Source organism: Klenkia sp. AC732, from assembly GCF_979256525.1.
This window is the reverse complement of the sequence record NZ_CEEDOS010000003.1, coordinates 120962-146865: the sequence shown is the minus strand read 5'-3', so window position 1 is coordinate 146865 and position 25904 is coordinate 120962. Positions and strand designations below refer to the sequence as shown.

Sequence of the window (25904 nt, the reverse complement as noted above, 5' to 3'; positions counted from 1 at the left end):
CCGTCCCAGCACGCCACCGGGAGTCCGTCCTCCCCCACGAGCGCTCGTGGGGGAGGGCGGACTCTCGCGTGGGAGGACCCTGCGCTGACGACGACGGGCGGCTCGCCTGCCCGCGCGTGAGGATGAACCGTGCTCCTCGCCGACGTCGTCACCGCCTCCACCCAGGTCGGCGCCACCCGCGCCCGGACGGCGAAGAGCTCCACCGTCGCCGCCCTGCTGCAGACCGCGTCCCCCGACGAGGTCGGGCCGGTCACCGCCTGGCTGTCCGGCGCGCCGCGGCAGGGCCGGCTCGGCGCCGGCTGGCGGACGCTGTCCGCGGTCGACGCGCCCCCGGCGGCGGCGCCCGCGCTCACGGTGACCGACGTCGAGCAGGCCCTGGACGCCCTGGCCGGGGTGTCCGGCACCGGCTCCACCGCCCGTCGCGCGGCGCTGCTGGGGGAGCTGCTGGGTGCGGCCACCGCCGACGAGCAGTCCTTCCTGCTGCGGCTGCTGGGTGGCGAGCTGCGGCACGGTGCGCTGGAGGGCGTCGTCCTGGACGCGGTCGCGGCTGCGGCGGAGGCCCCGGCGGCCGTGGTCCGGCGGGCGTTCTTCCTGTCCGGTGAGCTGTCCGCGGTCGCGGAGCTGGCCCTGACCGGGGGAGTGCCGGCGTTGGAGGCGGTCCGGCTGGAGGTCGGCCGGCCGCTGCGCCCGATGCTGGCCTCACCTGCGGAGTCCCTGGGCGACGCGCTCGGGGACGGCGAGGTCGTCGTCGAGCAGAAGATGGACGGCGCCCGCATCCAGGTGCACCGCGACGGCGACGAGGTGCGGGTGTGGACCCGCACGCTCAAGGAGGTCACCGCCCGGGTGCCCGAGCTGGTCGCCGTGGTCCGGTCGTTCCCGGCGACCCGGCTGGTGCTGGACGGGGAGACCCTGGCGCTGACCGACGACGGCCGGCCGCGCCCCTTCCAGGAGACCGCGGCCCGGTTCGGCGCGGACACCTCCGAGCTGGTGTTGCGGCCGTTCTTCTTCGACTGCCTGCACGTCGACGGCACCGACCTGGTCGACGAGCCGCTCACCGTCCGGCAGGAGGCGCTGGCCCGGGTGGCACCCGACCACCGGATGCCCGGCGTCGTCGCACCGACGCCCGCGCAGGCCGAGGCGTTCTCCGCCGCGGCGCTGGCGGCCGGGCACGAGGGCGTCGTGGTCAAGACCCTCGACAGCCCGTACGCCGCCGGCCGGCGGGGGAGCTCCTGGCGCAAGGTCAAACCGGTGCACACCCTGGACCTGGTCGTCGTCGGCGCCGAGTGGGGGTACGGCCGGCGCACCGGGTCGCTGTCCAACATCCACCTGGCCGCCCGCGACCCCGACGGCGGGCCGCCGGTGATGGTCGGCAAGACGTTCAAGGGGATGACCGACGAGCTGCTGGCCTGGCAGACCGCCACCTTCCCGGCGCTGGTCACCGCCGAGGAGCGCGGCGTGGTGGCCCTGCGACCCGAGCTGGTGGTGGAGATCGAGCTCGACGGCGTCCAGCGCAGCACCCGCTACCCCGGCGGCGTCGCACTGCGCTTCGCCCGCGTGCTGCGGTACCGGCCGGACAAGGAGGCCGCCGACGCCGACACCGTCGACGCCGTCCGGGCGCTGCTGCGGGGAAGAGGCGCGGCCGGCCCGGCGTTGGCGGACGGGTGAGCAGCGGCGGAGGGGCAGGCGTCTTCGACCGGACGCACCGGCTGACCACCGCCGGGCTGCTGGTGCTCATCACCTTCGTCGCGTTCGAGTCGATGGCGGTCTCCACCGCGATGCCCACCGTCGTCCGCGAGCTGGACGGGCTGGCCTGGTACGCGTGGCCGTTCACCGCGTTCCTGGTGGCCCAGGTGGTCGGCATGGTGCTCGGCGGCGACGTCAGCGACCGGCGCGGTGCCCGGGTCGCCCTGCTGTGGGGCGTCGGCTTCTTCTCCCTGGGCCTGCTCGCCTCCGGGACCGCCGCCGACATGGCGCTCTTCGTCGGCGGCCGCGCGGTCCAGGGCCTGGGTGGTGGGCTGATCACGGTGTCGCTGTACGTCGTGGCCGGGCAGGCCTACGAGGCGGCGCTGCGGTCCCGGCTGTTCGGGACGTTCGCGGCCGCCTGGGTGCTGCCCGCGCTCTTCGGCCCGCTCGTGGCCGGGGCGGTCACCACCCACACGTCGTGGCGCTGGGTCTTCCTGGGGATCCTGCCGCTGGTCGCCGTGGGCCTGCTGCTGGTGCTGCCTTCCATCGCCCGGCTCGCCGTCCCCGACGGCACGGCCCGCCCGCCGGTCTCCCGGCGCTGGTGGGCCCTGCTGGCCGGGGTCGGCATCGGCGCCCTGCAGTACGCCGGGCAGCGGCTGGACCTCCTCGCGCTCGGTGTCGCGGTGGTCGGGGTCGTGGCCCTGGCCGCCGGCCTGCGCCCGCTGCTGCCGCGCGGCACGGTGCTCGCGCGCCGCGGGATGCCCACCGTCGTCGCCTCCCGCGGACTGCTCGCCGGGTCCTTCTTCGGGATCGACACCCTGCTGCCGCTGACCCTCACCGAGGTGCACGGCTTCGACGCGACCACGGCGGGCATCCCGCTGACCACCGGAGCGATCGGCTGGTCGCTGGCCTCGGCCCTGTCCGGACGTCGTCCCGACCTGTCCCGGGTGCGACTGCTGCAGGCCGGGTTCGTGCTGCTGGCGGTCGGGCTCGCCGGCACCGCGTTCGCCGCGCTGCCCGGGACCGGCGGCTGGACCGCCTACCTCAGCTGGGCGGTGGCCGGCCTCGGGATGGGCCTGGGCATGCCCAGCCTCAGCGTGCTGCTGCTCGAGCAGTCGCCCGAGCACCGCCGCGGAGCCGACTCGGCGTCCCTGCAGATCTCCGACGTCGTCGGCTCCGCGCTGTGCGTGGGCCTCGGCGGTGTGCTCGTCGCCGCAGCGGCCGTCGGGGTGCTGTCGCTCACCACGGCGCTGCTGATCGCCATCGCCGTCTTCAGTGCCCTGGCGCTGCTCGGGTCGCTCATCGCCGGTCGGGCCGCGGCCCCGACGGTGTCCTCCCCGCGCGCGACTACCCTGGCGACGTCATGACGTACCTCGACCACGCGGCCACCACGCCGATGATCCCCGAGGCCGTCGCCGCGATGACCGAGCAGCTGGCCCGGGTCGGCAACGCCTCCTCGCTGCACGCCAGCGGCCGGGGCGCCCGCCGGACCGCCGAGCAGTCCCGCGAGCGGCTCGCCGAGGCCCTCGGGGCCCGGCCGTCGGAGGTGCTGTTCACCGGCGGGGGCACCGAGAGCGACAACCTCGCCGTCAAGGGCCTCTTCTGGGCCCGCCGGGACGCCGACCCGCGCCGTACCCGCATCGTCGTCAGCCCCGCCGAGCACCACGCCGTCCTGGACAGCGTCGAGTGGCTGGTCGAGCACGACGGCGCCGAGGTCACCTGGCTCGACGTCTCACCCACCGGCGAGGTCACCACGCAGGCGCTCGCCGAGGCCCTCGGCGACGGCACCGACGTCGCGGTGGCCAGCGTCATGTGGGCCAACAACGAGATCGGCGCGGTCAGTGACCTCGCGTCGCTGGCGGTCGTCGCCCACGCGGTCGGGGTGCCGCTGCACACCGACGCGGTGCAGGCGGTCGGTCAGGTGCCGGTGGACTTCGCCGCCAGCGGCGTGGACGCCCTCACCATGACCGGCCACAAGCTGGGCGGCCCGATGGGTGCCGGGCTGCTGGTGCTGCGCCGGGACGCCGAGTGCACCCCGCTGCTGCACGGCGGCGGCCAGGAGCGCGACGTGCGCTCGGGCACCCTGGACGTCGCCGCCATCGTCGGCCTCGCCGTGGCGACCACGCGCGCCGTCGCCGACCGGGTCGAGCGGACCGCCCGGGTCGCCGCGCTGCGCGACCGGCTGGTGGCCGGCGTCGTGGCCCGGGTGCCCGACGTGCAGCTCAACGGCCCCGCCCTGGACGCCGTCGTCGCCGGGGGACCGGGGCGGCTGCCGGGCAACGCGCACCTGTCCTTCCCCGGTGCCGAGGGCGACGCGCTGCTGATGCTGCTGGACGCCAAGGGCATCGAGTGCTCGACCGGCTCGGCCTGCTCGGCCGGGGTCGCCCGGCCCAGCCACGTGCTGCTGGCCACCGGCGCCGAGCCCGACCGGGCCCGCAGCTCGCTGCGGTTCAGCCTGGGCCACACCTCCACCGAGGCCGACGTGGACGCCGTCCTCGACGTGGTCGGGCCCGTCGTCGAGCGGGCCCGGCGGGCGGGCCTGGGACGGCGGTCGGCGTGAGGCTCATCGCGGCCATGAGCGGCGGCGTTGACTCCGCCGTCGCCGCGGCGCTCGCCGTCGAGGCCGGGCACGACGTGACCGGCGTGCACCTGGCGCTGTCCCAGCACCGGCAGCAGCTGCGCAGCGGCTCGCGCGGGTGCTGCAGCGTCGAGGACGCCGACGACGCCCGCCGGGTCGCCGACGAGCTGGGCATCCCGTTCTACGTGTGGGACATGGCCGACCGGTTCGCCGAGGACGTCGTCGACGACTTCGTCGCCGAGTACGCCGCCGGCCGGACGCCGAACCCGTGCCTGCGCTGCAACGAGAAGATCAAGTTCGCCGCGGTCCTCGACCGGGCGCAGGCGCTGGGCTTCGACGCCGTCGTCACCGGGCACCACGCCCGGCTCGTCGACGGCGAGCTGCGCCGCTCGGTCGACGCCGCCAAGGACCAGAGCTACGTCCTCGGGGTGCTCACCCGGCGGCAGCTGGCCGGCGCCCTGTTCCCGCTGGGGGAGATGACCAAGGAGCGGGTGCGGGAGATCGCCGCCGAGCGCGGCTACGCGGTCGCGACCAAGCCCGACAGCCACGACATCTGCTTCATCCCCGACGGGGACACCCGCGGCTTCCTGGACCGCCGGCTCGGCGCAGCACCGGGACCGGTGGTCGACGCGGCGACCGGCGCGACGGTGGGGGAGCACCAGGGGACCCACGGCTTCACGATCGGCCAGCGCAAGGGCCTGGGCGTCACGGTGGGGGACCAGCGGCCGCGCTACGTGCTGGGCATCGAGCCGGTCTCCCGCACGGTGACGATCGGGACCGCCGACCAGGCCGGCGTCGACGAGGTGCTGACCGGGACGCCGTCCTGGACCGGACCGGTGCCAGAGCTGCCGTTCCCCGCCGTGGTGCAGCTGCGGGCGCACGGGGCGTCGGTGCCGTGCACCGTGTCGGCGCGCGAGGGGGCGGCCGGGCTGCGCATCGAGCTGCACGACCAGCAGCGCGGGGTCGCCCCGGGACAGTCGGCCGTGCTGTACGCCCCCGACGCCGAGCGCGGGGACCGCGTGCTGGGCCAGGCCGCCGTGTCGCTGGCCGGCAGCCGCGCCGTCGCCGGTTAGACCCCCGGGGCCGCCGCCGGTCACAGGTCCTCGTCAGCTCCGGGTGCCCGTCAGCGGCGGGTGCTCGTCAGCTGCGGGTCTGTGCCAGCTGCGGGTCTCTGCCCGCTCCAGGTCGCCGTCCCGCTGGGCCCCGGCCGCGCGCACCGGCGCGCACTCGTTCCTCCACGGCGCGCCCATGCCGCCCACCTCCGGCCGAGCCCGGTCCGCGCGCGCACCGTCTGCGTGGATGCGCGTCCGAGCTGCTCACCGTCGCGCCGACCCCGCTGGGGCGCGCGGTCGGGGCCGGGTGCGCGCCTACAGCGGTCTCGCCGGACGAGTTTCCGGACGGTGAACGCTCGACGTCGGTTCACAGCGGGCCCTTGGTTTCGTCACGGGGTCGGGCTAGCTTGCTGCGAGGCGTTCGTTCGCCTCGCTACGTAGACAAGCTCAGTGATCGGTCGACTTCGGGGAGTCACCGGGACGGGCCCACACCTCGGAGGACCCTTGCGCAGAACGCGCCTCACTCTCGCCATGACCATGGTCGCCTCGGCCGCGGTCGTCGGCATCCCGTCCGTGGCGCAGGCCGCGCCCGCCGCCGCACCGGCGCCGGACGTGCCGGTCCAGCTCCTCACGGTCAACGACTTCCACGGTCGGATCAGCAACACCACCAGCGCCGACGCGACCCTGGGCACCGCGACCGTCGGTGGGGCCGCGAACGTGGCCAGCACCGTCACCGCCACCCGGGACGCCTTCGTCGCCGGCGGGGGCGTCGCCGACAACTCGCTGCTCATCGGCCTCGGCGACCTCGTGGGTGCCTCGCCGTTCGACTCGGCGGGCTTCCGTGACGAGTCCACGATCGAGGTGCTCAACGACATGGAGATGGACCTCTCCGTCGTCGGCAACCACGAGTTCGACCGCGGCACCGACGAGTTGCGTCGGCTCTCCGGTCCGACCGACCGCACGTTCTCCGACGACCAGACTGCCTGCCAGGGTGTCACCGCCGGCGTGGACGGCTGTTTCCCCGACAGCACCGGGGCGCCCTTCGGGGGCACCGACTTCCCCTACCTGGCGGCCAACGTCGTCATGGCCGGGACCGACACCCCCATGCTCCCGCCCTACGCCGTCCGTGAGGTCGACGGGCAGCGCATCGGGTTCATCGGGGTGGTCACCGAGACCACCGCCGGGATCGTCGCGCCGACCGGCATCGCCGACGTGGAGTTCGTCGACGAGGCCGACGCGATCAACCGGTACGTCCCCGAGCTGCGCGCCCAGGGCATCGAGGCGATCGTCGCCGTCGTGCACGAGGGCGGCACGCCCTCCACCCCGACCGACGTCAACGGCTGCGGTCAGCTGTCGGGCTCCATCGTCGACATCAACGAGCGCACCGTGCCCGCCGTCGACGTGGTCCTGTCCGCCCACACGCACCAGAACTACAGCTGCTACCTCACCGACCCGGCCGGGCAGCCCCGGCTGGTCGCCCAGTCCGGCTACTACGGCCGCCTCGTCGGCGACGTCCGGTTCGTCATCGACGGCGAGACCGGCGACGTCGACCGGCTCTGCGGCACCTACTCGGTGACCAACGTGCCGACCGACCGGGCAGCCCGCACGCCGGACGCCGGGACCGCCGCGATCGTGTCCTACTGGACCACCCAGGCGACCGCGGTCGGCAGCCGGACCGTCGGCAACACGACGACCCCGCTGGCGCGTGCCACCAACACGGCCGGCACCGAGAACAGGGGTGCCGAGTCCACCCTGGGCAACACCGTCGCCCAGGCGCAGCTCACCGCACTGCAGGCCGACCAGGTGGCCTACGGGGACCCCGCGGCCACCTTCGGCGGTGGCCTCCCCGCCGTGGCGTTCATGAACCCCGGCGGTCTGCGGGCCAACATCGACGCCGGCCCGATCACCTACGCCGAGGCGTTCGCCGTCCAGCCCTTCGGCAACTACGCCAACGCCATCACGCTGACCGGTGCCGACATCCGGTTGCTGCTGGAGCAGCAGTTCAACACCGCGGGCCGCACCTCCCAGCTGTACCTGGGCACGTCGGAGGGGTTCTCCTACTCCTACGACCTGGCCCGGCCCGCCTACGACCGGGTCGACCCGGCGTCCATCCGGATCGACGACCCGAGCACCCCGGCCGTCGACCCGCAGGTGGTCGTGCCCGGCACCACCTACCGCGTCGTGGCCAACTCGTTCCTGGCCGGCGGTGGCGACAGCTTCACCGCCTTCCGCAACGGGACGGCGCAGGTGACCGGCCCGGTCGACGTGGAGACCGCCATCGCCTTCTTCACCCGTGTCGACCCGTACACCGCCCCGGCCATCGGGCACGGCACGCCGGTGACGGACGCCCGCCCCGCGGCCCCGGCGACGCCGCCGGCCGGTGGCGGCAGCGGCAGCGGTGAGAACGGCGGCAACGCGGTGGCCACCGGCCCGACCGGGACCACCGGCGCCGCCGCTGCCGGCTACCCCTGCCCGGCTGCAGCCCCGGCACCGGCACCGGCACCGGCTCCGGCCCCGGCGCCCACCCCGGGCACCCAGCCGATCGCGAACCCCGGCAACGGCATCCCGACCGGCCAGCTGGCCAACACGGGTACCGCCACCGGGCAGATGCTGGGCGTCGCCGGTCTGCTGCTGCTGACCGGTGGGGTGGCGACCGCGGCGGGCTACCGTCGCCAGCGTGGCATCGCCGAGTAACAGCACCCCGGAGAACGGCACCACCGAGAACCGCACCACCGAGAACCGCACCGACGACCCGAGGCCGGTCCCCACCACCGTGTGGGGGCCGGCCTCCGGCGTCGGGTCCCTGCCCGGCACCGACCCCGCCGAGGCCCTCCGGCTGGTCGTGGGGGAGCTGCCGGGCTTCGCGCACCTGCCCGAGCTGCCGGCCCGTGGGCCCGGCTCGGACATGACCGGGCGCACCGCGGCGCTCCTCGTGGACGTGTTCGTCGACCTGACCCCGGCCGGCTGGCGGCTCGTCCCGCGCCCGGGCCGGGACCTGCAGCGGGCCACGGAGTTCCTGGCCCGCGACCTGGACGCCCTGCACGACGTCGCCGCGGACTGGACCGGCCCCTTCAAGCTGCAGTCCGCCGGCCCGTGGACGCTGGCCGCCGGTCTCGAGCGCACCCGCGGCGACCGCGCCGTCACCGACCCCGGGGCGCGCCACGACATCGCCCAGTCCCTCGCCGAGGGGCTGCGCGCCCACGTCGAGGCCGTGTCCGCCCGGGTGCCCGGCGCGCAGGTCGTCCTCCAGCTGGACGAGCCCTCGCTGCCCGCGGTCCTGATGGGTGGCCTGCCGACCGTCAGCGGCTTCGGCAAGCTGGCCGCGGTCGAGGCGACCGTGGTCCAGGAGGAGCTGGGCGCGTTCCTGGCCACCCTCGGCGTCCCCACCGTCGTGCACTGCTGCGCCCCGCGCGCACCCATCGCCCTGCTGCGTGCCGCGGGCGCCGACGCGGTCTCCCTCGACCACTCCCTCGTGCAGGACCTCGACGCGATCGGGACGGCGGTCGACGCGGGCACCCACCTGGTGCTGGGCGTCGTCCCCGGCACCGACACCACGCTGCCCGCCCCCAGGGCGACGGCGAGCCGGTTGCGGGCCTGGTGGAACGAGCTCGGTTTCCCCGCCGAGGACCTGCACACCGCGGTGACCCTCACGCCGAGCTGCGGGCTGGCCGGTGCCAGCCCGGCCTACGCCCGGGCCGCGATGGCGCACGTCCGCGAGGCGGCGCGGTACCTGCTGCCGGAGTGACCGGTCGCCGGGGGTCCCTGTCGGTGCCCCCGGCTACCGTCTCCGGTCGTGAGCACCGAGGCCGTGGCGGACCCCGCCGACACCCCCGACAGCACCCCCGAGAACCTGCCGGGGACGACGGCCGCGCCCGAGCAGGCCGACGTCACCGAGGTGCCCGAGGTCGCACGCAGCCGGCACCGCGAGCTGTCCGAGGAGCTCGACCGCCTCGCCTTCGCCTACTACGTCAAGGACACCCCCGTCGTCAGCGACGGCCAGTACGACGAGCTGATGGGCGAGCTCAAGGCGCTGGAGGCCGAGCACCCCGCGCTGGTCACCCCGGAGTCCCCGAGCCAGAAGGTCAACGGCGGCTTCGGCGCCACCTTCTCCCCGGTCACCCACCTGGAGCGGATGCAGAGCCTGGACAACGCGTTCAGCTCCGACGAGCTGTCCGCCTGGGCCGCGCGCGCCGACCGGGACGGCGCCGCGGGTGCCGGCTACCTCTGCGAGCTCAAGATCGACGGGCTGGCCATCGACCTGGTCTACGAGCGCGGCCGGCTCGTCCGGGCCGCCACCCGGGGCGACGGCACCACGGGCGAGGACGTGACGGCGAACGTCGCCACCATGGACGACGTCCCCCAGCAGCTCAGCGGCGACGACGTCCCCGAGCTGGTCGAGGTGCGCGGCGAGGTCTACTTCCCGGTCGCCGCCTTCGACGAGGTCAACGCCGCCCAGGTCGAGGCCGGCAGGCCGCCCTTCGCCAACCCGCGCAACGCCGCCGCCGGCTCGCTGCGCCAGAAGGACCCCCGGGTGACCGCGACCCGCCCGCTCCGGCTGCTGGTGCACGGCATCGGCGCGCGCACCGGCTTCGACCTGGAGCGCCAGTCGGAGGCCTACGAGAAGCTGGCCGCGCTCGGCCTGCCCACCAGCAGCCGGTACGAGGTGGTGCCCGACCTGGAGGCCGTCTGGGCCTACATCGAGCGCTACCGGGAGCAGCGGCACTCCGTCGAGCACGAGATCGACGGCGTCGTGGTCAAGATCGACCAGGTCGCGCTGCAGCGCCGGTTGGGGTCCACCAGTCGCGCCCCGCGCTGGGCCATCGCCTTCAAGTACCCGCCCGAGGAGGCGACGACGAAGCTGCTGGACATCCGGGTCAACGTCGGGCGCACCGGCCGGGTCACCCCCTTCGGCTACATGGAGCCGGTCAAGGTGGCCGGCTCCACCGTGCAGCTGGCCACGCTGCACAACGCCAGCGAGGTCGCGCGCAAGGGCGTCCGGATCGGCGACACCGTGGTCATCCGCAAGGCCGGTGACGTCATCCCCGAGATCCTCGGGCCGGTCGTCGACGTGCGGACCGGTGACGAGAGGGAGTTCGTCATGCCCACGCACTGCCCCGAGTGCGGCACGCAGCTGCGGCACGAGAAGGAGGGCGACGCCGACATCCGCTGCCCCAACGCCCGGTCCTGCCCGGCGCAGCTGCGGGAGCGGGTCTTCCACGTCGCCGGCCGGGGTGCCTTCGACATCGAGGTGCTGGGCTACGAGGCCTCGATCGCGCTGCTGGACAGCCAGCTCCTCGAGGACGAGGGCGACGTGTTCTCCCTGGACGCCGAGAAGCTGCAGCGCGCCCCGTTCTTCACCAAGAAGGACGGCACGCTGTCGGCCAACGGTGCCCGGCTGCTGACCAACCTGCAGACCCGCAAGGACGTCCCGCTGTGGCGGGTGCTGGTCGGGCTGTCCATCCGGCACGTCGGCCCCACCGCCGCCCAGGCGCTGGCCCGCGAGTTCCGCTCGATGGACCGCCTGGAGGCAGCGTCGGAGGAGGAGCTCGCCGCCGCCGACGGCGTCGGCCCGACCATCGCCACCGCCGTGCGGGACTGGTTCGCCGTCGACTGGCACCGCGGGGTCGTGGACAAGTGGCGCCGGGACGGCGTCCGGATGGAGGACGAGGCCTCCGACGCCGGCCCAGGCCCGCTGACCGGGGTCACCGTCGTGGTCACCGGTTCGCTGCGCGACCACAGCCGGGACCAGGCCATCGCGGCGATCCAGGAGCGCGGCGGCAAGGTCACCGGCTCGGTGTCCAAGAAGACCGGCTTCGTCGTCGTGGGCGCGGACCCGGGCAGCAAGTACGACAAGGCCGTCGCGGTCAAGGCGCCGGTCCTCGACGACGACGGCTTCACCGTGCTGCTCGAGCAGGGTCCCGAGGCTGCCCGTGCCGTGGCCACCGTCGGCGACGGCAGCGAGCCCGAGCCCGCCCCCGCGGCCGGCGGCGAGGCCCCCGCCCCGAAGAAGCGCGCCCCCCGGAAGAAGAAGGTCGCGGTCGAGGCCACCGCGGTCGAGGACAGCACGGTCGAGGACAGCGCGGTCGTGGCCGCCGCCGTCGAGGACACCGCGGCCGCAGAGGCCTCGGCCGCAGATCCCGAGACCGTGGAGGCCCCGGCCCAGGAGTGACCGGACGACGCCCGGCCCCGTCCCCGTCCTGGTGCGGACGGGGCCGGGCCTCAGGCCTCCGGCAGCTGGGCCACCGTCGCGGCGATGCCGGTCAGGTGGGCCAGTCGCAGCAGCTCCGAGCGGCGGAAGACCGGCCCGCCCGAGCGGCCCAGCAGCACCGCGGTGCCGCCGCCGTCGAACGGGGCTGCCATCATCTCGATGGCCATCTCCCGCCAGCGGACGGGGACCCAGTCGGCGTCGCTGGGCAGCAGGACCGGGGCGTGCAGCGGCAGCCAGGGCAGCCGGAGGCCCTCCAGCACGGGAGCCGCGTCGGAGGCGGCCAGCACGGTGACGGCGTCGGGCGTGCCGGTGAGCACCGCGGCCCACCCGCCGTGCAGCACCCGGGGGAGCTCGGCGGCCAGCAGCTTGGAGGTGCCCTCCCCGGCGCGGGCCAGGGACTCCAGCAGCTCCAGCTCGCGGTGGGTGTCCAGCGCGCCGGCGAAGGGCCGCAGGGACTCGACCTGCACGCCCTCCACGGTCATCACGGCGGTGATCAGGCTGTCGGCCACCCGGTCGGTGGGCAGCTCCACCACGATGTCGTCGACCGCGACGCCGCCACCGCGCTCCAGCACCGTCACCGAGACGATGTCGATGCCGGCCAGGCCCAGCGCCGTCGCGACGGCGCCGAGGATGCCGGGCCGGTCGGGCACGACCAGGCGCAGGAGGTAGGACACGTCGACCTCCGCGGGACGGTGGGGTGGCGGCCGATCTGCGTCGATCGTGGGTGCGGCCAGCCTGCCCCATCAGGCCCCCCGGAGGCCAACCCGGCTCGCGGACCGGGGCCGGTGTCCCGCCCCACGTAGAGTGACCTGGCTGGGGGCCGGTACCGGCTCCCGCCGTCAGAGCACCGAGCAGACCGACAGTGGGGTCCCGCCAGCGCATGAGCACGGACAGCAGCACCAGCCTCTCCCGAGACGACGTCGCGCACCTCGCGCGGCTGTCCCGCCTCGCCGTCACCGACGAGGAGCTGGACCTCTTCGCCGGTCAGCTCGGCGTCGTGCTCGGCGCCGTCGCCCGGGTGCAGGACGCGCCGACCGCCGACGTCCCGCCGACCACGCACGCCGTGCCGCTGACCAACGTGTACCGGCCCGACGTCGTCACCCCGAGCCTGACCCGCGAGCAGGCGCTCGCCGGCGCCCCGGCCGCCGAGGACGACCGCTTCCGGGTCCCGCGCATCCTGCAGGAAGAAGCATGAGCACCGACCTCACCCACCTCGACGTCACCGCGCTGCAGGCCGCCCTGGCCGAGGGCAGCGCCAGCGCCGTCGAGGTCACCCAGGCCCACCTGGACGCCATCGCCGCCACCGACGGGGCGCTGAACTCCTACCTGCACGTCGACGGCGAGGCCGCGCTCGCGACCGCCGGCGACGTCGACCGCCGCCGCGCCGCCGGGGAGGAGCTGGGCCGTCTGGCCGGCGTCCCGGTCGCGCTCAAGGACGTCGTGGTCACCCACGGGGTGCCGACCACCAGCGGGTCGAAGATCCTCCAGGGCTGGGTCCCGCCCTACGACGCCACCGTGGCCGCGCGCCTCAAGGCCGCCGGCACCGTGCTGCTGGGCAAGACCAACATGGACGAGTTCGCCATGGGGTCCTCCACCGAGAACTCCGCGTACGGCCCCACCCGCAACCCGTGGGACCACGACCGGATCCCCGGCGGCTCCTCGGGCGGGTCCTCGGCCGCGGTCGCCGGGCACCTGGCGCCGTGGTCGATCGGCACCGACACCGGTGGCTCGATCCGCCAGCCCGCCGCCGTCACCGGCCTGGTCGGGCACAAGCCCACCTACGGCTCGGTGTCCCGGTACGGGCTGATCGCGTTCTCCTCCAGCCTGGACCAGGCCGGCCCGATGGCCCGCACCGTCGCCGACGCCGCCCTCATGCACGAGGTCATCGGCGGCCACGACCCGCGGGACTCCACCAGCATCGACGCCCCGGCCGCCCCCTTCGTCGCCGCCGCCCAGCAGGGTGCGACCGGTGACCTGTCCGGGGTCACCGTCGGCGTCGTCCGCGAGCTGGGCGGGGAGGGCCACACCGACGGCTACGAGCCCGGCGTCCTCGCCGCGTTCGAGGCCGGGGTGGACCAGCTGCGGGCGCTGGGCGCGGAGGTCCGCGAGGTCTCCTGCCCCAGCTTCGACCTGGCGCTGGCCGCCTACTACCTGATCGCGCCGAGCGAGGCCTCCTCCAACCTGTCCCGCTTCGACGGCGTCCGCTACGGCCTGCGGGTCGGCGACGACGGCAGCCGGGACCTCGACGAGGTCATGGCCCTCACCCGGGAGCAGGGCTTCGGCCCCGAGGTCAAGCGCCGCATCATCCTGGGCACCTACGCGCTGTCCTCGGGCTACTACGAGGCCTACTACGGGCAGGCGCAGAAGGTCCGCACCCTGATCAGCCGGGACTTCGTCGCCGCGTTCGAGGGGGTCGACGTCCTGGTGAGCCCGACGTCGCCGATCGTGGCGTTCCCCATCGGCCAGCGGGTCGACGACCCGCTGGCGATGTACGCCGCCGACCTGTGCACCCTGCCGGCCAGCCTGGCCGGCACCCCGGCGATCTCGGTGCCCGTCGGGCTGTCCGAGGGTCTGCCGGTGGGCCTGCAGGTCATGGCCCCGGCGCTGGCCGACGACCGCTGCTACCGGGTCGCCGCCGCGCTGGAGGCAGCCGGGGACGCCGCCCGGGGCGGCACGTTCCTCAGCCAGCTGGGGGCAGCGCGATGAGCACCGCCCTCAAGGCCGCCTGGGGACTGACCGCGTTCGTCGTCCTCGCCGGCATCCTGGGCTGGGCCCTCAGCGGCCGGCCCGTCTTCGCCGTCTTCATCGTCCTCGGGGTCCTGACCGCCGTCGGTGCCGTGGTCACCGGGCGCGCCGAGACCCGAGAAGCAGCCAGGAAGCAGGGGAAGCAGTGAGCACCGACCGTCTGCTCGAGTTCGACGACGTCGTCGCCCGGTACGAGCCCGTCTTCGGCCTGGAGACCCACGTCGAGCTGGGCACCGCCTCGAAGATGTTCTGCGGCTGCGCCACCACCTTCGGTGCCGAGCCCAACACGCACACCTGCCCGGTGTGCCTGGCCCTGCCCGGCGCGCTGCCGGTGGCCAACGCGGCCGCCATCGAGGCGACCATCCGCATCGGCCTGGCGCTGGGCTGTCGGATCGCCACCTGGTGCCGCTTCGCCCGGAAGAACTACTTCTACCCCGACATCCCCAAGGGCTTCCAGACCAGCCAGTACGACGAGCCGCTGTGCACGGCCGGGCACCTGGACGTCGAGGTCGACGGCGAGACCTACCGGGTGGAGATCGAGCGGGTGCACCTGGAGGAGGACACCGGCAAGAACCTGCACGTCGGTGGCGCCACCGGTCGCATCCACGGGGCCGACCACTCGCTGGTCGACTTCAACCGGGCCGGCATCCCGCTGGTCGAGATCGTCACCCGGCCGGTCCCCGGCGTCGGCGCCAAGGCCCCCGAGGTCGCCCGCGCCTACGTCGCCGAGCTGCGCGAGATCCTGCTCGCCCTGGGCGTCTCCGAGGTCCGGATGGAGCAGGGCAACCTGCGCTGCGACGTGAACACCTCCCTGGCCCCGACCGGGTCACTGGAGTGGGGCACCCGCACCGAGACCAAGAACGTCAACTCGCTGCGCTCGGTGGAGCGGTCGGTGCGCTACGAGATGCGCCGCCAGGCCGCCCTGCTCGACGACGGCGTGCGGATCCTGCAGGAGACCCGGCACTTCCACGAGGACACCGGCTCCACCTCGGCCGGGCGCAGCAAGGAGGAGGCCACCGACTACCGGTACTTCCCCGAGCCCGACCTGGTGCCGATGGCCCCCGACGCCGACTGGGTCGCCCAGCTGCAGGCCGACCTGCCCGAGCTGCCGGCCGCCCGCCGGGCCCGGCTGCGCGAGGAGTGGGGCATCTCCGACACCGAGATGGCCTGGCTGGTCAACGCCGGCGCCCTGGGTCTGGTCACCGACACGGTCGCCGCCGGGGCCGACCCGGCCGATGCCCGCAAGTGGTGGCTGGGAGAGCTGTCCCGGCGCGCCAAGGACGCCGGCACCGAGCTCACCGACCTCGCCGTCACCCCGGCCCAGGTGGCCGAGCTGACCGCGCTGGTGGCCGCCGGCACGGTCAACGACCAGCTGGCCCGCCAGGTCCTGGACGGTGTGCTGGCCGGCGAGGGCTCCCCGCAGCAGGTCGTGGACAGCCGCGGCCTGGCCGTCATGGGCGACTCCGACGAGCTCGGTGCGGCCGTGGACGCCGCCATCGCCGGTGCTCCCGACGTCGTGGAGAAGGTCCGCGGTGGCAAGACCGCGGCCCTGGGCGCGCTCGTGGGTGCGGTCATGAAGGAGACCCGCGGCAAGGCCGATGCGGCCACCGTGCGGCGGATGCTCGAGGAGCGCGTGCTCGGCTGACCGTCCCGCTGCCGTGCCGGTGCGAGGGGCTCCTCGCACCGGCGCGGGCAGGGCCCTCAGAGCGGGCTGGTGGCGTCCGAGGCCGGGGGCTGCACGCGGAGGACCTTGTCGTCGTCCTCGGCGGGCGTGCCCAGCCCGTCGGTGTTCGACGTGGTGACCCACAGCGCGCCCTCGGCGTCGACGAGCACGCTGCGCAGCCGGCCGTACTCGTCGGCCAGGAAGTCCGTCGGCTCCTCGGTGGGCGCGCCGTCCGGTCCCAGGGTCGCCAGCACGACGCGGCGGCCGTCGAGGGCGCCCAGGTAGACGAAGTCGCCGGACACCGCGCACCCGGCGAGCCCGGCAGCCGCACCCGGCACGCTCAGCACCGCGGGCAGGCTGCCCGGCAGCGCGGCCGGGGCGCCGTAGTCGCCGCCGGTCACCAGGGCGTCGAACTCGTCGGGGGTCTCACCGGGGGAGTCGTCGGTGGCGTACACCGTGCCGTCCCCGCCCTGGCACAGCGAGGTCACGTTCGACAGGCCCTGGCTGAAGACCGGGCTCGCGCCGACCGGCTGACCGAACACGTCGTAGGCCAGCACCTTGCCGGCCAGCGACGCCGGGTCCTGCGCGAGCCCGGCCGAGCCGGTGTCCCCGGTGCCGACGTACAGCGTGCCGTCCAGGCCGAAGAGGAGACCGCCGCCGTTGCGCGTCTCGCCGCGCGGGATGCCGGTGACCACCGGGTTGGGCGTGCCGCCCACCGGGAAGCGGACCACCCGGTTGTCGGTCGCGGTCGACAGGTAGGCGTAGAGCAGGCCGTCCTCGGCGTACGTGGGCGACAGGGCCAGGCCCAGCAGCCCGCCGTCGCCGGTGGTGTCGATGCCCGACACGGTCATCAACTCGCGCGGGGCCGAGCGGTCCGGGAACACCTGCAGCAGCCGGCCGGTCTCCCGCTCGCCCACGACCGCGCTGCCGTCGGGCAGCAGCACCAGCCCGGTGGGGACGGCGAGGTCGGTGGCCACCACGTTCGGGTCGCCGGCGTCCGGGTCGTCGGTGCCGGGGGTGGAGGGGTCGCCCGGGGCGGGGGCCGGTGTGCCCTGCGTCGGCGGGCCGACCTGGGGGCCGGGGCCCTCCGGGACGGCCTCGAACGGGCCGCTGGGGCTGTACCCACCGCCGCACCCGGCCACCAGCAGGACCGACGCCGTCGCGGCCACCAGCCACGGCGTGCGTCTCGTCCCCCGGGTCACCCCGCCCAGGGTACGCAGCAGCGGGGCCCGGATCGCCGTCCGCGCGAGGGCCCCCTACCGTCGGGACCCGTGTCCGACAGCCTCGTCCTCGACCTCCCCGACGACCAGGACCTGCACGTGCTGGTCCCCTCCCGCGCCCTGGCCGACGCCCTGGAGGCGCTCTCCCCGCGCGTCCACGCGCACCGGGTCGACCCCGCCGACGGCGCGCCCACCGGCGACGCCGCGCTCGCCCAGGTGTGGGTGCCCGGCGGCCTCACCTCCCTCCCCGAGGGCTTCCTGGGCGGGCTGCCGCACCTGCGCCTGGTCCAGCTGATGAGCGCCGGGGCCGAGAAGTTCGTCGGCCGGCTGCCCGAGGGGGTGACCCTGTGCAACGCCCGCGGTGCGCACACGCCCTCGACCGCCGAGTGGGCGGTCACCGCGGCGCTCGCCGCCCAGCGGGGCATCCCCGAGTACGTCCGGGAGGCCGACGCGGGCCGCTGGAGCCCCGGCACCCACCACTCGATGGTCGGCGCCCGGGTGCTCGTGCTCGGCGCCGGCGACATCGGCCGGACCATCGGCGCGATGCTCGCCGGGTTCGACGTCGACCTCACCTACGTCGCGCGGACCGCCCGCGAGGGCGTGCGCTCCACCGACGAGCTGCCCGGGCTGCTGCCCGACGCCGACGTCGTGTTCGTCATCGTCCCGGTCACCCCGGAGACCACCGGGCTCGTCGACGCCGCGTTCCTGGCCGCCATGCCCGACGGCGCCCTGCTGGTCAACGCCGCGCGCGGCGTCGTCGTCGACACCGACGCGCTGCTCGCCGAGCTCACCAGCGGCCGGCTGCGGGCCGCCCTCGACGTCACCGAGCCCGAGCCGCTGCCCGAGGGCCACCCGCTGTGGCAGGCGCCGGGGCTGCTGCTCACCCCGCACGTCGCCGGCGCCGTGCCGCAGACCACCGAGCGGGCCACCGCCGCCGTCCGCGACCAGCTGGACCGGGTGCTGGCCGGTCAGCCGCTGGTCAACGTGGTCGACCAGTACTGAGAGGACCCGGCTGCCCCCGCGACACGCTGCGCGCGCCGCGGGGCCCTGCAGCCGCGCCGGGGGGACTCAGGTCGGGTCGGGGATCCGGCCGTCGGAGACGGCGGCCAGGCGGGGCAGGTCGCGGGCCCGCAGCACCGGGATCCGGACCTCGGTGCCCGAGGCGCGCACCACCCAGAGGTCCTGGTCCTCGCCGACCCGGATGCCGGCGACGTCGTCCCACGGGACGGTGTCGCCGGCGAAGAGGGTGCGGGGGGTGATCCCGGCCGGGCCGACGTCGACGCCCACGCGCAGAACCCAGGCGGCCGCGGCGGCCGGGACCAGCAGCACCGGCAGGCCCCACCACGCGGCGGCGGCCACCGGCAGCACGCAGACCAGCAGGACCACGACGGGCACCAGGGCCGTCCGGTTCATCCGCACACGAGCTGTGTCCACGGCTCCCGATGCTCCCAGACGACGCCCGGGAGGTGCCGCGCCGACCGGGGCGTCGCCGGACGGGCATAGCATCCTGCGTCGTGACGACCGTGGACGAACCGCGCACCAGCACCTCCACCCCGGGCACGACCCGCTCGATCAAGCCCCGTTCCCACGAGGTGACCGACGGCGACGCCAAGGCCCCGGCCCGCGCCATGCTGCGCGCCGTCGGCATGGGGGACGACGACTTCGCCAAGCCCCAGGTGGGTGTGGCCTCGTCCTGGAACGAGATCACCCCGTGCAACCTGAGCCTGGACCGGCTGGCCAAGGCCGTGAAGACCGGGGTGCACGAGGGCGGTGGCTTCCCGCTGGAGTTCGGCACGATCTCGGTCTCCGACGGCATCTCGATGGGTCACGAGGGCATGCGCGCCTCGCTGGTGTCCCGCGAGGTCATCGCCGACTCCGTCGAGACCGTCGTGTTCGCCGAGCGCCTGGACGGCTCGGTGCTGCTGGCCGGCTGCGACAAGTCGCTGCCCGGGATGCTCATGGCCGCCGCGCGGCTGGACCTGGCCGCGGTGTTCCTCTACGCCGGGGCGACCTTGCCGGGCAAGCTCGGGGACCGCGACCTCACGATCATCGACGTCTTCGAGGGCGTCGGGGCCTGCGCCGCCGGGAAGATCACCCGCGAGGAGCTCACCGCGATCGAGAAGGCCACCTGTCCCGGTGAGGGCGCCTGCGGTGGCATGTACACCGCCAACACGATGGCCAGCGCCGCCGAGGCGCTGGGCATGAGCCTGCCCGGCAGCGCTGCCCCGCCGGCCCCGGACCGCCGCCGCGACGGCTACGCCGTGGAGTCGGGCAAGGCCGTCGTCGAGCTGCTCCGCCGGGGCATCACCGCGCGGGACATCATGACCAAGGAGGCGTTCGAGAACGCCATCACCGTCGTCATGGCCCTGGGTGGTTCCACCAACGCCGTGCTGCACCTGCTGGCCATCGCGCACGAGGCCGACGTCGACCTCACCCTCGACGACTTCAACCGGATCGGGGACCGCACCCCGCACCTGGCCGACGTGAAGCCCTTCGGCCGGTTCGTGATGAGCGACATCGACCGCATCGGCGGCGTGCCGGTCGTCATGAAGGCGCTGCTGGACGCCGGTCTGCTGCACGGGGACTGCCTGACGGTCACCGGCGCGACGATGGCGGAGAACCTCGCGCACATCGCCCCGCCGGACCCCGACGGCGCGATCATCCACGCGATGGACAACCCGATCCACAAGACCGGTGGCCTCACCGTGCTGCGTGGCTCGCTGTCGCCCGACGGCGCGGTCGTCAAGAGCGCCGGTTTCGACGCCGAGGTCTTCGACGGCACCGCCCGGGTCTTCGACGGCGAGGCCGGCGCGATGCTCGCCGTCACCGAGGGCACGCTCAAGCCCGGCGACGTCGTCGTCATCCGCTACGAGGGCCCGCGCGGTGGCCCCGGCATGCGCGAGATGCTCGCCGTCACCGGTGCCATCAAGGGCGCCGGGCTGGGCAAGGACGTCCTGCTGCTGACCGACGGCCGGTTCTCCGGGGGGACGACGGGCCTGTGCGTGGGCCACATCGCCCCCGAGGCCACCGACGGCGGCCCGATCGCGTTCGTGCGCGACGGCGACCGGATCGTGCTGGACCTCGCCGCCCGCACCCTGGACCTGCACGTGGACGCCGAGGAGCTGGCCGCCCGTCGGGAGGGCTGGGCCCCGCCGGCGCCCCGCTACACCCGCGGCGTCCTCGCCAAGTACGCCAAGCTGGTCGGTTCCGCCGCCCAGGGCGCCATCTGCGGGTAGTCACCGCCCAGCACACGAGCACACCGCGTGCTCGCCGGGACCGCCCGAACGGGTGACTCCCGGCGAGCCACGGCTGTTCACGCTCCGTCGACCTGCCGACACTGAGCGTGTGGAACAGACCCGGCGCGTGACACCGGCCCTCGGGCTGGTGTGCCTCGTGCTGCTGACCGGCGTGCTGGCGCTGCCGACCGGGGAGCGGCGGGTGGCTGCCGACGTGTTCGTCGGACTCGTCTCCCTCGCCGTCGCCGGCGTCCTGCTCGTCTCGGGACGGCGTACCTGCGCCTCCCGCCGCGGGTGGACGCTGGTGGCCGGTGGTCTGCTGCTGGGCGTCACCGTCAGTGCCGTCGCCGACGTGCTCGGCGGTGCCGACGCACCCGTCGACCCGGCCCGGACCGCGGCCTCGGTCCCGGCCCACCTCATCGCCGCCGTCGGCGTGCTCAGCCTGCTGGGCTGGTCCCGCCTGCGGGCCGGCGGAGCCCGGCTGCTGACCGAGAGCGCCCTGTTCTGCACCTCCTCCTTCGTGCTCGCCCAGGTGCTGGTCGTCGGGCCGCTGGTCCGCGACGCGGGGCTGTCCCTCGCCTCCCGGGTCGCCCTGGAGGCCAGCTGCCTGGCCGCCACGGTCCTGCTGGGGGCCGGTCTCACCCTGCTGACCGCCACCTGGGGTGCGCGGCGCACCACCGGCGCCGTCACCCTCGCCGGGCTCACCGGCGTCACGGTGGCCGACGCGCTCGCCGCCCTGGGGTCCACCACCCCCTTCGGCGTGCCCGGTCTCCTCACCCGCGCCGTCTTCGTCGTCGGGCTGGTGCTGCTGGCGCTGGCCGGGGTCGGCGACCCCGGCAGCACCGGCACCGACGGCCGCGGGGACCGGCTCACCGCCGGCCTCACCCTGGCCGGTCACCTGCTGCCGCACCTGGTGATGACCGTCGCCGCCGTGCTGCTGCTGGGCTCCGCCCTGCTCGTGGGCACCCCCACCCCGGCCGCCCTGGTCGCGGTGGCCCTGGGCCTGCTGCTCACCGCCGTGCACCGTGGCGTCTCCGCCCGTGACGAGGTGCGGGTCGGCGTCCGGCTGGAGCGCAGCGAGGCGTGGTTCCGGTCGCTGGTGCGCTCCAGCAGCGACCCGGTGCTGGTGCTGGGCCCCGACCTGGTGGTCACCTGGGCCGCGCCGGCACTCGAGGGCCCCGCGCTCGAGGCCGGCCGGCCGCTCGTCGGCGTGCCGGTCACCGAGTCGGTGCACCCCCAGGACGCCGACGCCGTCCGCGCCTGGCTGGAGGCACCCGCCGTCGAGGAGGGCACGCTCTCCGGTCTGCGCAGCTTCCGGCTGCCCGCCGCCGACGGCACCTGGCGGGTGCTCGAGGCCGGTGTCACCGACCTGCGGCGCGACCTCGACGTCCGCGCGCTGGTGCTGCACTGCCGCGACGTCACCGTGCGGTCCGACACCGAGGACGAGCTGCGCTCGCTGGCCTTCACCGACCCGGTCACCGGCCTGCCCAACCGGGCCGCGCACCTGCGCGTGCTCGGTGACGAGCTCGCGGAGGCGGGGGAGACCCCGGCCGTCGCGCTGCTGCTCTTCGAGGTCGAGGGCCTCAACGAGGCCCGCGAGAACGTGGGCCGTGACGTCGTCGACGTCTCCCTCATCGAGGTCGGTCGACGCCTGCGGGCCACCGTCCGTGGCGACGACCAGGTCGCCCGGGTCGGCCCGGAGCTCTTCGCCGTGCTGGCCCACGGTGTCGACGGCGAGCCCGACCTGGTCGCCGCCCGCTGCCTGTCGGTGGTGGAGCAGCCGATCACCACCGAGCTCGGCCTGGTCGACCTGACCGCGGCGGTCGGTCTGGTCCCGCTCGTCGCCGGGCTGTCCGCGGGCGTGGTCACCGACCGCGCCGAGCTGGCCGTGCTCGCCGCCCGCGCCGCCGGGCCGGGCACCGTGCGCCGTTACGAGCCTGCGCTGGGGGCTGCCCGGGACCGTCGGGAGCGCCTGCGCGGGGACCTCGTCGGGGCCCGCGCCCGCGGTGAGCTGGCGTTGGCCTGGCAGCCGATCGTGTCGCTGTCGGACCAGCGGGTCACCGGCGTGGAGGCCCTGCTGCGCTGGCGGCACCCGTCCTTCGGGGAGCTCGAGCCCGAGGAGTTCATCCCGATCGCCGAGCGCGCCGGGCTGATCGGGGACCTGCAGCGCTGGGTCCTGGTCGAGGCGACCACGGCTGCCGCGGCGCTGCCGGTGCACGGGGAGCCGCTGCGGCTGGGCATCAACGTCTCGGCCGTCCACGTGGCCAGCGGGACGCTGGTCGGCGACGTCTCGCACGCGCTCAAGGCCAGCGGCCTGCAGCCCGAGCGGCTGGTCATCGAGATCACCGAGTCCACCGTGCTCGCCGACGGCCCGCACGTGGAGACGGACTTCGCGGCGCTGCGCCTGATGGGCGTGCACGTCGCCCTGGACGACTTCGGCTCCGGCTACTCCTCGCTGGCCCACCTGACCCGGCTGCCCGTCGACATCATCAAGCTGGACCGCACCTTCCTGGCCCGCATCGACAAGGACGCCCAGACCCGCGCGCTGTGCGAGTCGGTCATCGGCATCGGTGGCGCCCTGGGCATCGACGTCGTCGCCGAGGGCGTGGAGACGCCCAGCCAGCTGGCCGTGCTGCGCAGCATGGGCTGCGGCTTCGCGCAGGGCTTCCTGCTGTCCCGCCCGCTGTCCCTGCCCCGCTTCGTCGCCCTCGTCGACGGCACGGCGGGGATGCTGTGGCCCGGGCTGGTCGGCCGGGTCTGACCGTGCTCACCGAGGTCCCGCTCCCGCTGCGCGACCGCCGCGACGGCGGCTCCCGGCCCGGGGCGCACCCGGCCGCACGCACCGTCCGGGAGACCCGCGGCCTGCTGACCGTCATCGCCGGCGCCCTGCTGCTGTCCGGGCTGGACGCCCTGCTGGGCGCCGGCACCGGACTGCGCACCGGTCCGGCCGTGCTGGCCGTCCTCAGCGGCGCGACCGCCGTCGTCCTCGTCCGCGGCGCCCGCGCCCGGGGCGCCGACGGCCGCCCCTGGACGGCGTTCGCGGCCGCCTGCGCGCTCATCTCGCTGGGTCAGACCCTCAGCGCCGTCCGGGGCGTCGGGGTGAACACCACCTCCGCCGGGGTGCAGGACCTGCCGCTGCTGCTGGCCGTCCCCTGCGCGCTGCTGGCCTGCGCCCGCCTGGTCGAGGGCGGTGGACCCCGGTCCGCGGACTCCCGCGTGTGGCTGGACGCTGCCGTCGTGCTGGTGGCCGTGGCGGTGCTGGGCGAGGTCGTCGTCCACGACGCGCTGGCCGGGTCGGTGGCCGACGTCGACACCCTCGTCTCGGTCGGCTACCCGGCCGTCGGGGCGTTGCTGTGTGCCGTCGGCCTGCTCACCTTCGCCACCGCGCCCGCGCGCCGCCGGGCCGCGGCCGCCTGGCTGATGACCGCCTGGCTCGCGCTCGGCGTCGTCGCGGTGAGCGGGGCGATCGCGGTCGCCCTGGGGCTGCGGGTGCTGGACCTGGTCACGGTGGTGGCCTGGTCGGTGATGCTGGCCGCCGGGCTGCTCGCCGCGGCCGCCGACAGCGGCACCCCCGAGGCCTCGGTGCAGACCCAGCTGCCGCTGGCCGGCGTCGTGTTCAGCTACTGCGCCGCCTCCGGGGTCGGCGTCCTGCTGGTCTGCGGGGTCGCCGTCGGGCGGCCGGTCTCGGGGCTGGAGGCGGTGGCCGCCTCGCTCCTGCTCGTCCTGACCCTGGCGCGCAGCCTGCTCTGGGCCGTGGACGGCGCCCGGCTGACCCGGCGCCTGGCCCGCACCGAGTCCTGGTTCCGCTCCCTGGTCCTGGACACCGACGACGTCACCGTCGTCCTCGACGACGCCGGCCGGATGGGCTGGGTCTCCGAGAGCGTCCGCCCGCGGCTGGGCTGGACCCCGCGCGAACTGGCCGGCCGCCGGCTGACCGACGTGGTGCACCCGGCCGACGCCGCCGCCGTCCGTGCCGCGGTGGCCACGCCCGGTGGCGGGCAGGGCAGGGTGCTGCACCTGCGCGACGTCACCGCCCGCCGGGACGCCGAGCGCGAGCTCGAGCGGATGGCCTTCACCGACTACCTGACCGGGCTGCCCAACCGCGCCCGGCTGACCGCCGCGCTCACCGCCGCCCGGGCCCGCACCGGGGACGGCGAGGTCGCCAGCCTGCTGCTGCTGGACCTGGACGGCTTCAAGGCCGTCAACGACGTCGCCGGCCACGAGGCCGGCGACCTGCTGCTGGTCGAGGTCGCCGACCGGCTCCGCGAGCTGGTCCGGGAGCCGGACCTGGTGGCCAGGCTGGGCGGCGACGAGTTCGCCGTCCTGGTGCGGTCCGGGCTCGAGGACGCCGCGGCGCTGGCCCGTCGGGTCGTGGCCGGGCTGGACCGCGACCACCAGGCGACCGGGCCCGACGGCGCGCACGACGGCCCGGTCTTCGCCGTCGCCGGCAGCATCGGGGTCACCGAGCTGCGCCCGCAGGACGACGTCGCCACCACGCTGCGCCAGGCCGACCTGGCCCTGCGGGCGGCCAAGGCGGCCGGCAAGGGCCGGGTGCGCAGCCACGGCGACGCCGCCGACGCGGCCACCACGCGGCGGACCCGGCTGGCCCACGACCTGCCCGCGGCGCTGGCCGGGGACCAGCTGCGGGTGGTCTACCAGCCCGTCGTGGGCCTGGCGGAGCGACGGGTGCTGGGGCTGGAGGCACTGGTCCGCTGGGACCACCCCGACCTCGGTGAGGTCGGACCCGACGAGTTCGTCCCACTCGCCGAGGACGACGGCCTGATCGTCCCGCTGCAGCGTTGGGTGCTGGGCCGGGCCTGCACCGAGGTGGCCGGCTGGCTGGCGGCGGGCCGGGACCTGCAGCTGGGCGTGAACATCAGCGTGCGTCACCTGCAGGCCGGCTGCCTGGTGCCCGACGTGGCCGCCGCGCTCGCCGCCTCCGGTCTGCCGGCGCACCGGCTGATGCTGGAGGTGACCGAGTCGGTGCTGATGAGCGAGCAGGACCGGCTGGGCAGCGACCTGCAGACCCTGCACGACCTGGGTTGCGTCGTCTCCCTGGACGACTTCGGCCGGGGCTACTCCTCCTTCGCCTACCTGGCCCGGCTGCCGGTGGACGTGCTGAAGATGGACCGGGAGTTCCTGGCCGGGATCGAGACCGACGAGCGCGGCGCAGCCGTGGTGCAGAGCGTCATCGAGCTGGGCCGGCGGCTGTCCATCGACGTCGTGGCCGAGGGCGTGGAGACCCCGGGGGAGCTGGCCGCGCTGGTCGACCTGGGCTGCCGTTTCGTGCAGGGCTTCCTGCTGGCCCGCCCCACGGAGGCCGCCGACCTGCCCGGCGTCATCGACGCCTTCGACCCGACGGTCCTCGACCGTCCCACGGTGCGGACGGTCCCGTCCCACGGAGTGGGACGGGCTGGTTGACGGCGGTGCCGTACGAGGCGCACAGTGTCGTCGTGCTGCGTTCCGGGATCCCCACCCTCCTCGTACTCATCGACTAGCGCGCCGGTCCACCGACCGAC

18 protein-coding genes are annotated in these 25904 nt (G+C 75.3%); 15 read left to right on the top strand and 3 right to left on the bottom strand.

From position 1 onward, the window contains the following. Positions 1 to 129 precede the first annotated feature (129 nt). The 7 genes from AC0IVP_RS02565 (at position 130) to ligA (ending at position 11482) form a co-directional block, all read left to right on the top strand. A complete protein-coding gene (locus AC0IVP_RS02565; protein ID WP_471754318.1) occupies positions 130 to 1665 on the top strand; it encodes an ATP-dependent DNA ligase in 1536 nt (511 codons plus the stop codon). After that, entirely contained in the window at positions 1662 to 3050 is a 1389-nt protein-coding gene (locus AC0IVP_RS02560) for an MFS transporter (RefSeq protein ID WP_056288327.1), read from the top strand. The genes AC0IVP_RS02565 and AC0IVP_RS02560 overlap by 4 nt, the downstream gene beginning before the upstream one ends. Next, positions 3047 to 4243: a cysteine desulfurase family protein gene (locus AC0IVP_RS02555; protein WP_056288325.1), complete on the top strand. Its 1197-nt coding sequence runs from the start codon at positions 3047 to 3049 to the stop codon at positions 4241 to 4243. The genes AC0IVP_RS02560 and AC0IVP_RS02555 overlap by 4 nt, the downstream gene beginning before the upstream one ends. Then, complete coding sequence (mnmA, locus tag AC0IVP_RS02550) at positions 4240 to 5334, top strand: tRNA 2-thiouridine(34) synthase MnmA (RefSeq protein WP_056288321.1); 1095 nt, start codon at positions 4240 to 4242, stop codon at positions 5332 to 5334. The genes AC0IVP_RS02555 and mnmA overlap by 4 nt, the downstream gene beginning before the upstream one ends. A 510-nt stretch (positions 5335 to 5844) precedes the next feature. Further along, positions 5845 to 8007 (top strand): bifunctional metallophosphatase/5'-nucleotidase, encoded by a 2163-nt coding sequence (locus AC0IVP_RS02545; RefSeq protein ID WP_471754316.1) that lies wholly within the window; start codon positions 5845 to 5847, stop codon positions 8005 to 8007. Next, complete coding sequence (locus AC0IVP_RS02540) at positions 7991 to 9058, top strand: methionine synthase (protein ID WP_471754314.1); 1068 nt, start codon at positions 7991 to 7993, stop codon at positions 9056 to 9058. Before AC0IVP_RS02545 ends, AC0IVP_RS02540 begins: the two co-directional genes overlap by 17 nt. Positions 9059 to 9106: 48 nt before the next feature. Further along, positions 9107 to 11482 carry an NAD-dependent DNA ligase LigA gene (gene ligA / locus AC0IVP_RS02535; RefSeq protein WP_471754312.1) on the top strand — a complete coding sequence of 792 codons (2376 nt, stop codon included), beginning with the start codon at positions 9107 to 9109 and terminating at the stop codon, positions 11480 to 11482. Between the two features lie 50 nt (positions 11483 to 11532). On the opposite strand, the gene AC0IVP_RS02530 is transcribed toward ligA, so the two are convergent. After that, on the bottom strand, positions 11533 to 12195 hold the full coding sequence (locus AC0IVP_RS02530) for an ACT domain-containing protein (protein ID WP_056288317.1): 663 nt from the start codon (positions 12193 to 12195) through the stop codon (positions 11533 to 11535). A 206-nt stretch (positions 12196 to 12401) separates the two neighbouring features. Between AC0IVP_RS02530 and gatC the strand changes: the two genes are divergently transcribed. From gatC to gatB, 4 genes are read left to right on the top strand one after another with little or no spacing between them, the layout of a single operon-like run. Beyond that, positions 12402 to 12716, top strand: coding sequence for an Asp-tRNA(Asn)/Glu-tRNA(Gln) amidotransferase subunit GatC (gatC, locus tag AC0IVP_RS02525; protein ID WP_056288314.1), 315 nt, complete (start codon positions 12402 to 12404; stop codon positions 12714 to 12716). Beyond that, the gene (gene gatA, locus AC0IVP_RS02520; RefSeq protein ID WP_056288311.1) at positions 12713 to 14227 is read left to right on the top strand and encodes an Asp-tRNA(Asn)/Glu-tRNA(Gln) amidotransferase subunit GatA; all 1515 of its coding nucleotides are present in this window, start codon (positions 12713 to 12715) and stop codon (positions 14225 to 14227) included. Before gatC ends, gatA begins: the two co-directional genes overlap by 4 nt. Continuing rightward, complete coding sequence (locus AC0IVP_RS02515; RefSeq protein ID WP_056288308.1) at positions 14224 to 14415, top strand: hypothetical protein; 192 nt, start codon at positions 14224 to 14226, stop codon at positions 14413 to 14415. The genes gatA and AC0IVP_RS02515 overlap by 4 nt, the downstream gene beginning before the upstream one ends. Then, the gene (gene gatB / locus AC0IVP_RS02510) at positions 14412 to 15911 is read left to right on the top strand and encodes an Asp-tRNA(Asn)/Glu-tRNA(Gln) amidotransferase subunit GatB (protein WP_056288306.1); all 1500 of its coding nucleotides are present in this window, start codon (positions 14412 to 14414) and stop codon (positions 15909 to 15911) included. The genes AC0IVP_RS02515 and gatB overlap by 4 nt, the downstream gene beginning before the upstream one ends. Before the next feature lie 56 nt (positions 15912 to 15967). Here gatB and AC0IVP_RS02505 read toward each other — a convergent pair whose 3' ends face one another. Continuing rightward, positions 15968 to 17131 (bottom strand): PQQ-dependent sugar dehydrogenase, encoded by a 1164-nt coding sequence (locus AC0IVP_RS02505; protein ID WP_056288303.1) that lies wholly within the window; start codon positions 17129 to 17131, stop codon positions 15968 to 15970. Positions 17132 to 17200: 69 nt separating this feature from the next. Between AC0IVP_RS02505 and AC0IVP_RS02500 the strand changes: the two genes are divergently transcribed. Then, on the top strand, positions 17201 to 18151 hold the full coding sequence (locus tag AC0IVP_RS02500; protein WP_471754310.1) for a 2-hydroxyacid dehydrogenase: 951 nt from the start codon (positions 17201 to 17203) through the stop codon (positions 18149 to 18151). A gap of 66 nt (positions 18152 to 18217) precedes the next feature. Here the strand turns inward: AC0IVP_RS02500 and AC0IVP_RS02495 are convergent, their stop codons facing one another. Next, on the bottom strand, positions 18218 to 18583 hold the full coding sequence (locus AC0IVP_RS02495; RefSeq protein ID WP_471754308.1) for a PH domain-containing protein: 366 nt from the start codon (positions 18581 to 18583) through the stop codon (positions 18218 to 18220). 80 nt (positions 18584 to 18663) lie between these two features. Between AC0IVP_RS02495 and ilvD the strand changes: the two genes are divergently transcribed. From ilvD to AC0IVP_RS02480, 3 genes are all read left to right on the top strand, one after another. After that, positions 18664 to 20385, top strand: coding sequence for a dihydroxy-acid dehydratase (gene ilvD / locus AC0IVP_RS02490; protein ID WP_235564280.1), 1722 nt, complete (start codon positions 18664 to 18666; stop codon positions 20383 to 20385). Positions 20386 to 20512: 127 nt separating this feature from the next. Further along, a complete protein-coding gene (locus AC0IVP_RS02485) occupies positions 20513 to 23146 on the top strand; it encodes a putative bifunctional diguanylate cyclase/phosphodiesterase (protein WP_471754306.1) in 2634 nt (877 codons plus the stop codon). A 2-nt stretch (positions 23147 to 23148) separates the two neighbouring features. Beyond that, entirely contained in the window at positions 23149 to 25806 is a 2658-nt protein-coding gene (locus AC0IVP_RS02480) for a putative bifunctional diguanylate cyclase/phosphodiesterase (RefSeq protein WP_471754304.1), read from the top strand. Positions 25807 to 25904: the final 98 nt, after the last annotated feature.

Coding starts and splice junctions, on each gene's coding strand:
- AC0IVP_RS02545 (WP_471754316.1), top strand. CDS start 5,845: ATGACCATGGTCGCCTCGGCCGCGGTCGTCGGCATCCCGTCCGTGGCG.
- AC0IVP_RS02555 (WP_056288325.1), top strand. CDS start 3,047: ATGACGTACCTCGACCACGCGGCCACCACGCCGATGATCCCCGAGGCC.
- AC0IVP_RS02515 (WP_056288308.1), top strand. CDS start 14,224: ATGAGCACCGCCCTCAAGGCCGCCTGGGGACTGACCGCGTTCGTCGTC.
- gatC (WP_056288314.1), top strand. CDS start 12,402: ATGAGCACGGACAGCAGCACCAGCCTCTCCCGAGACGACGTCGCGCAC.
- gatA (WP_056288311.1), top strand. CDS start 12,713: ATGAGCACCGACCTCACCCACCTCGACGTCACCGCGCTGCAGGCCGCC.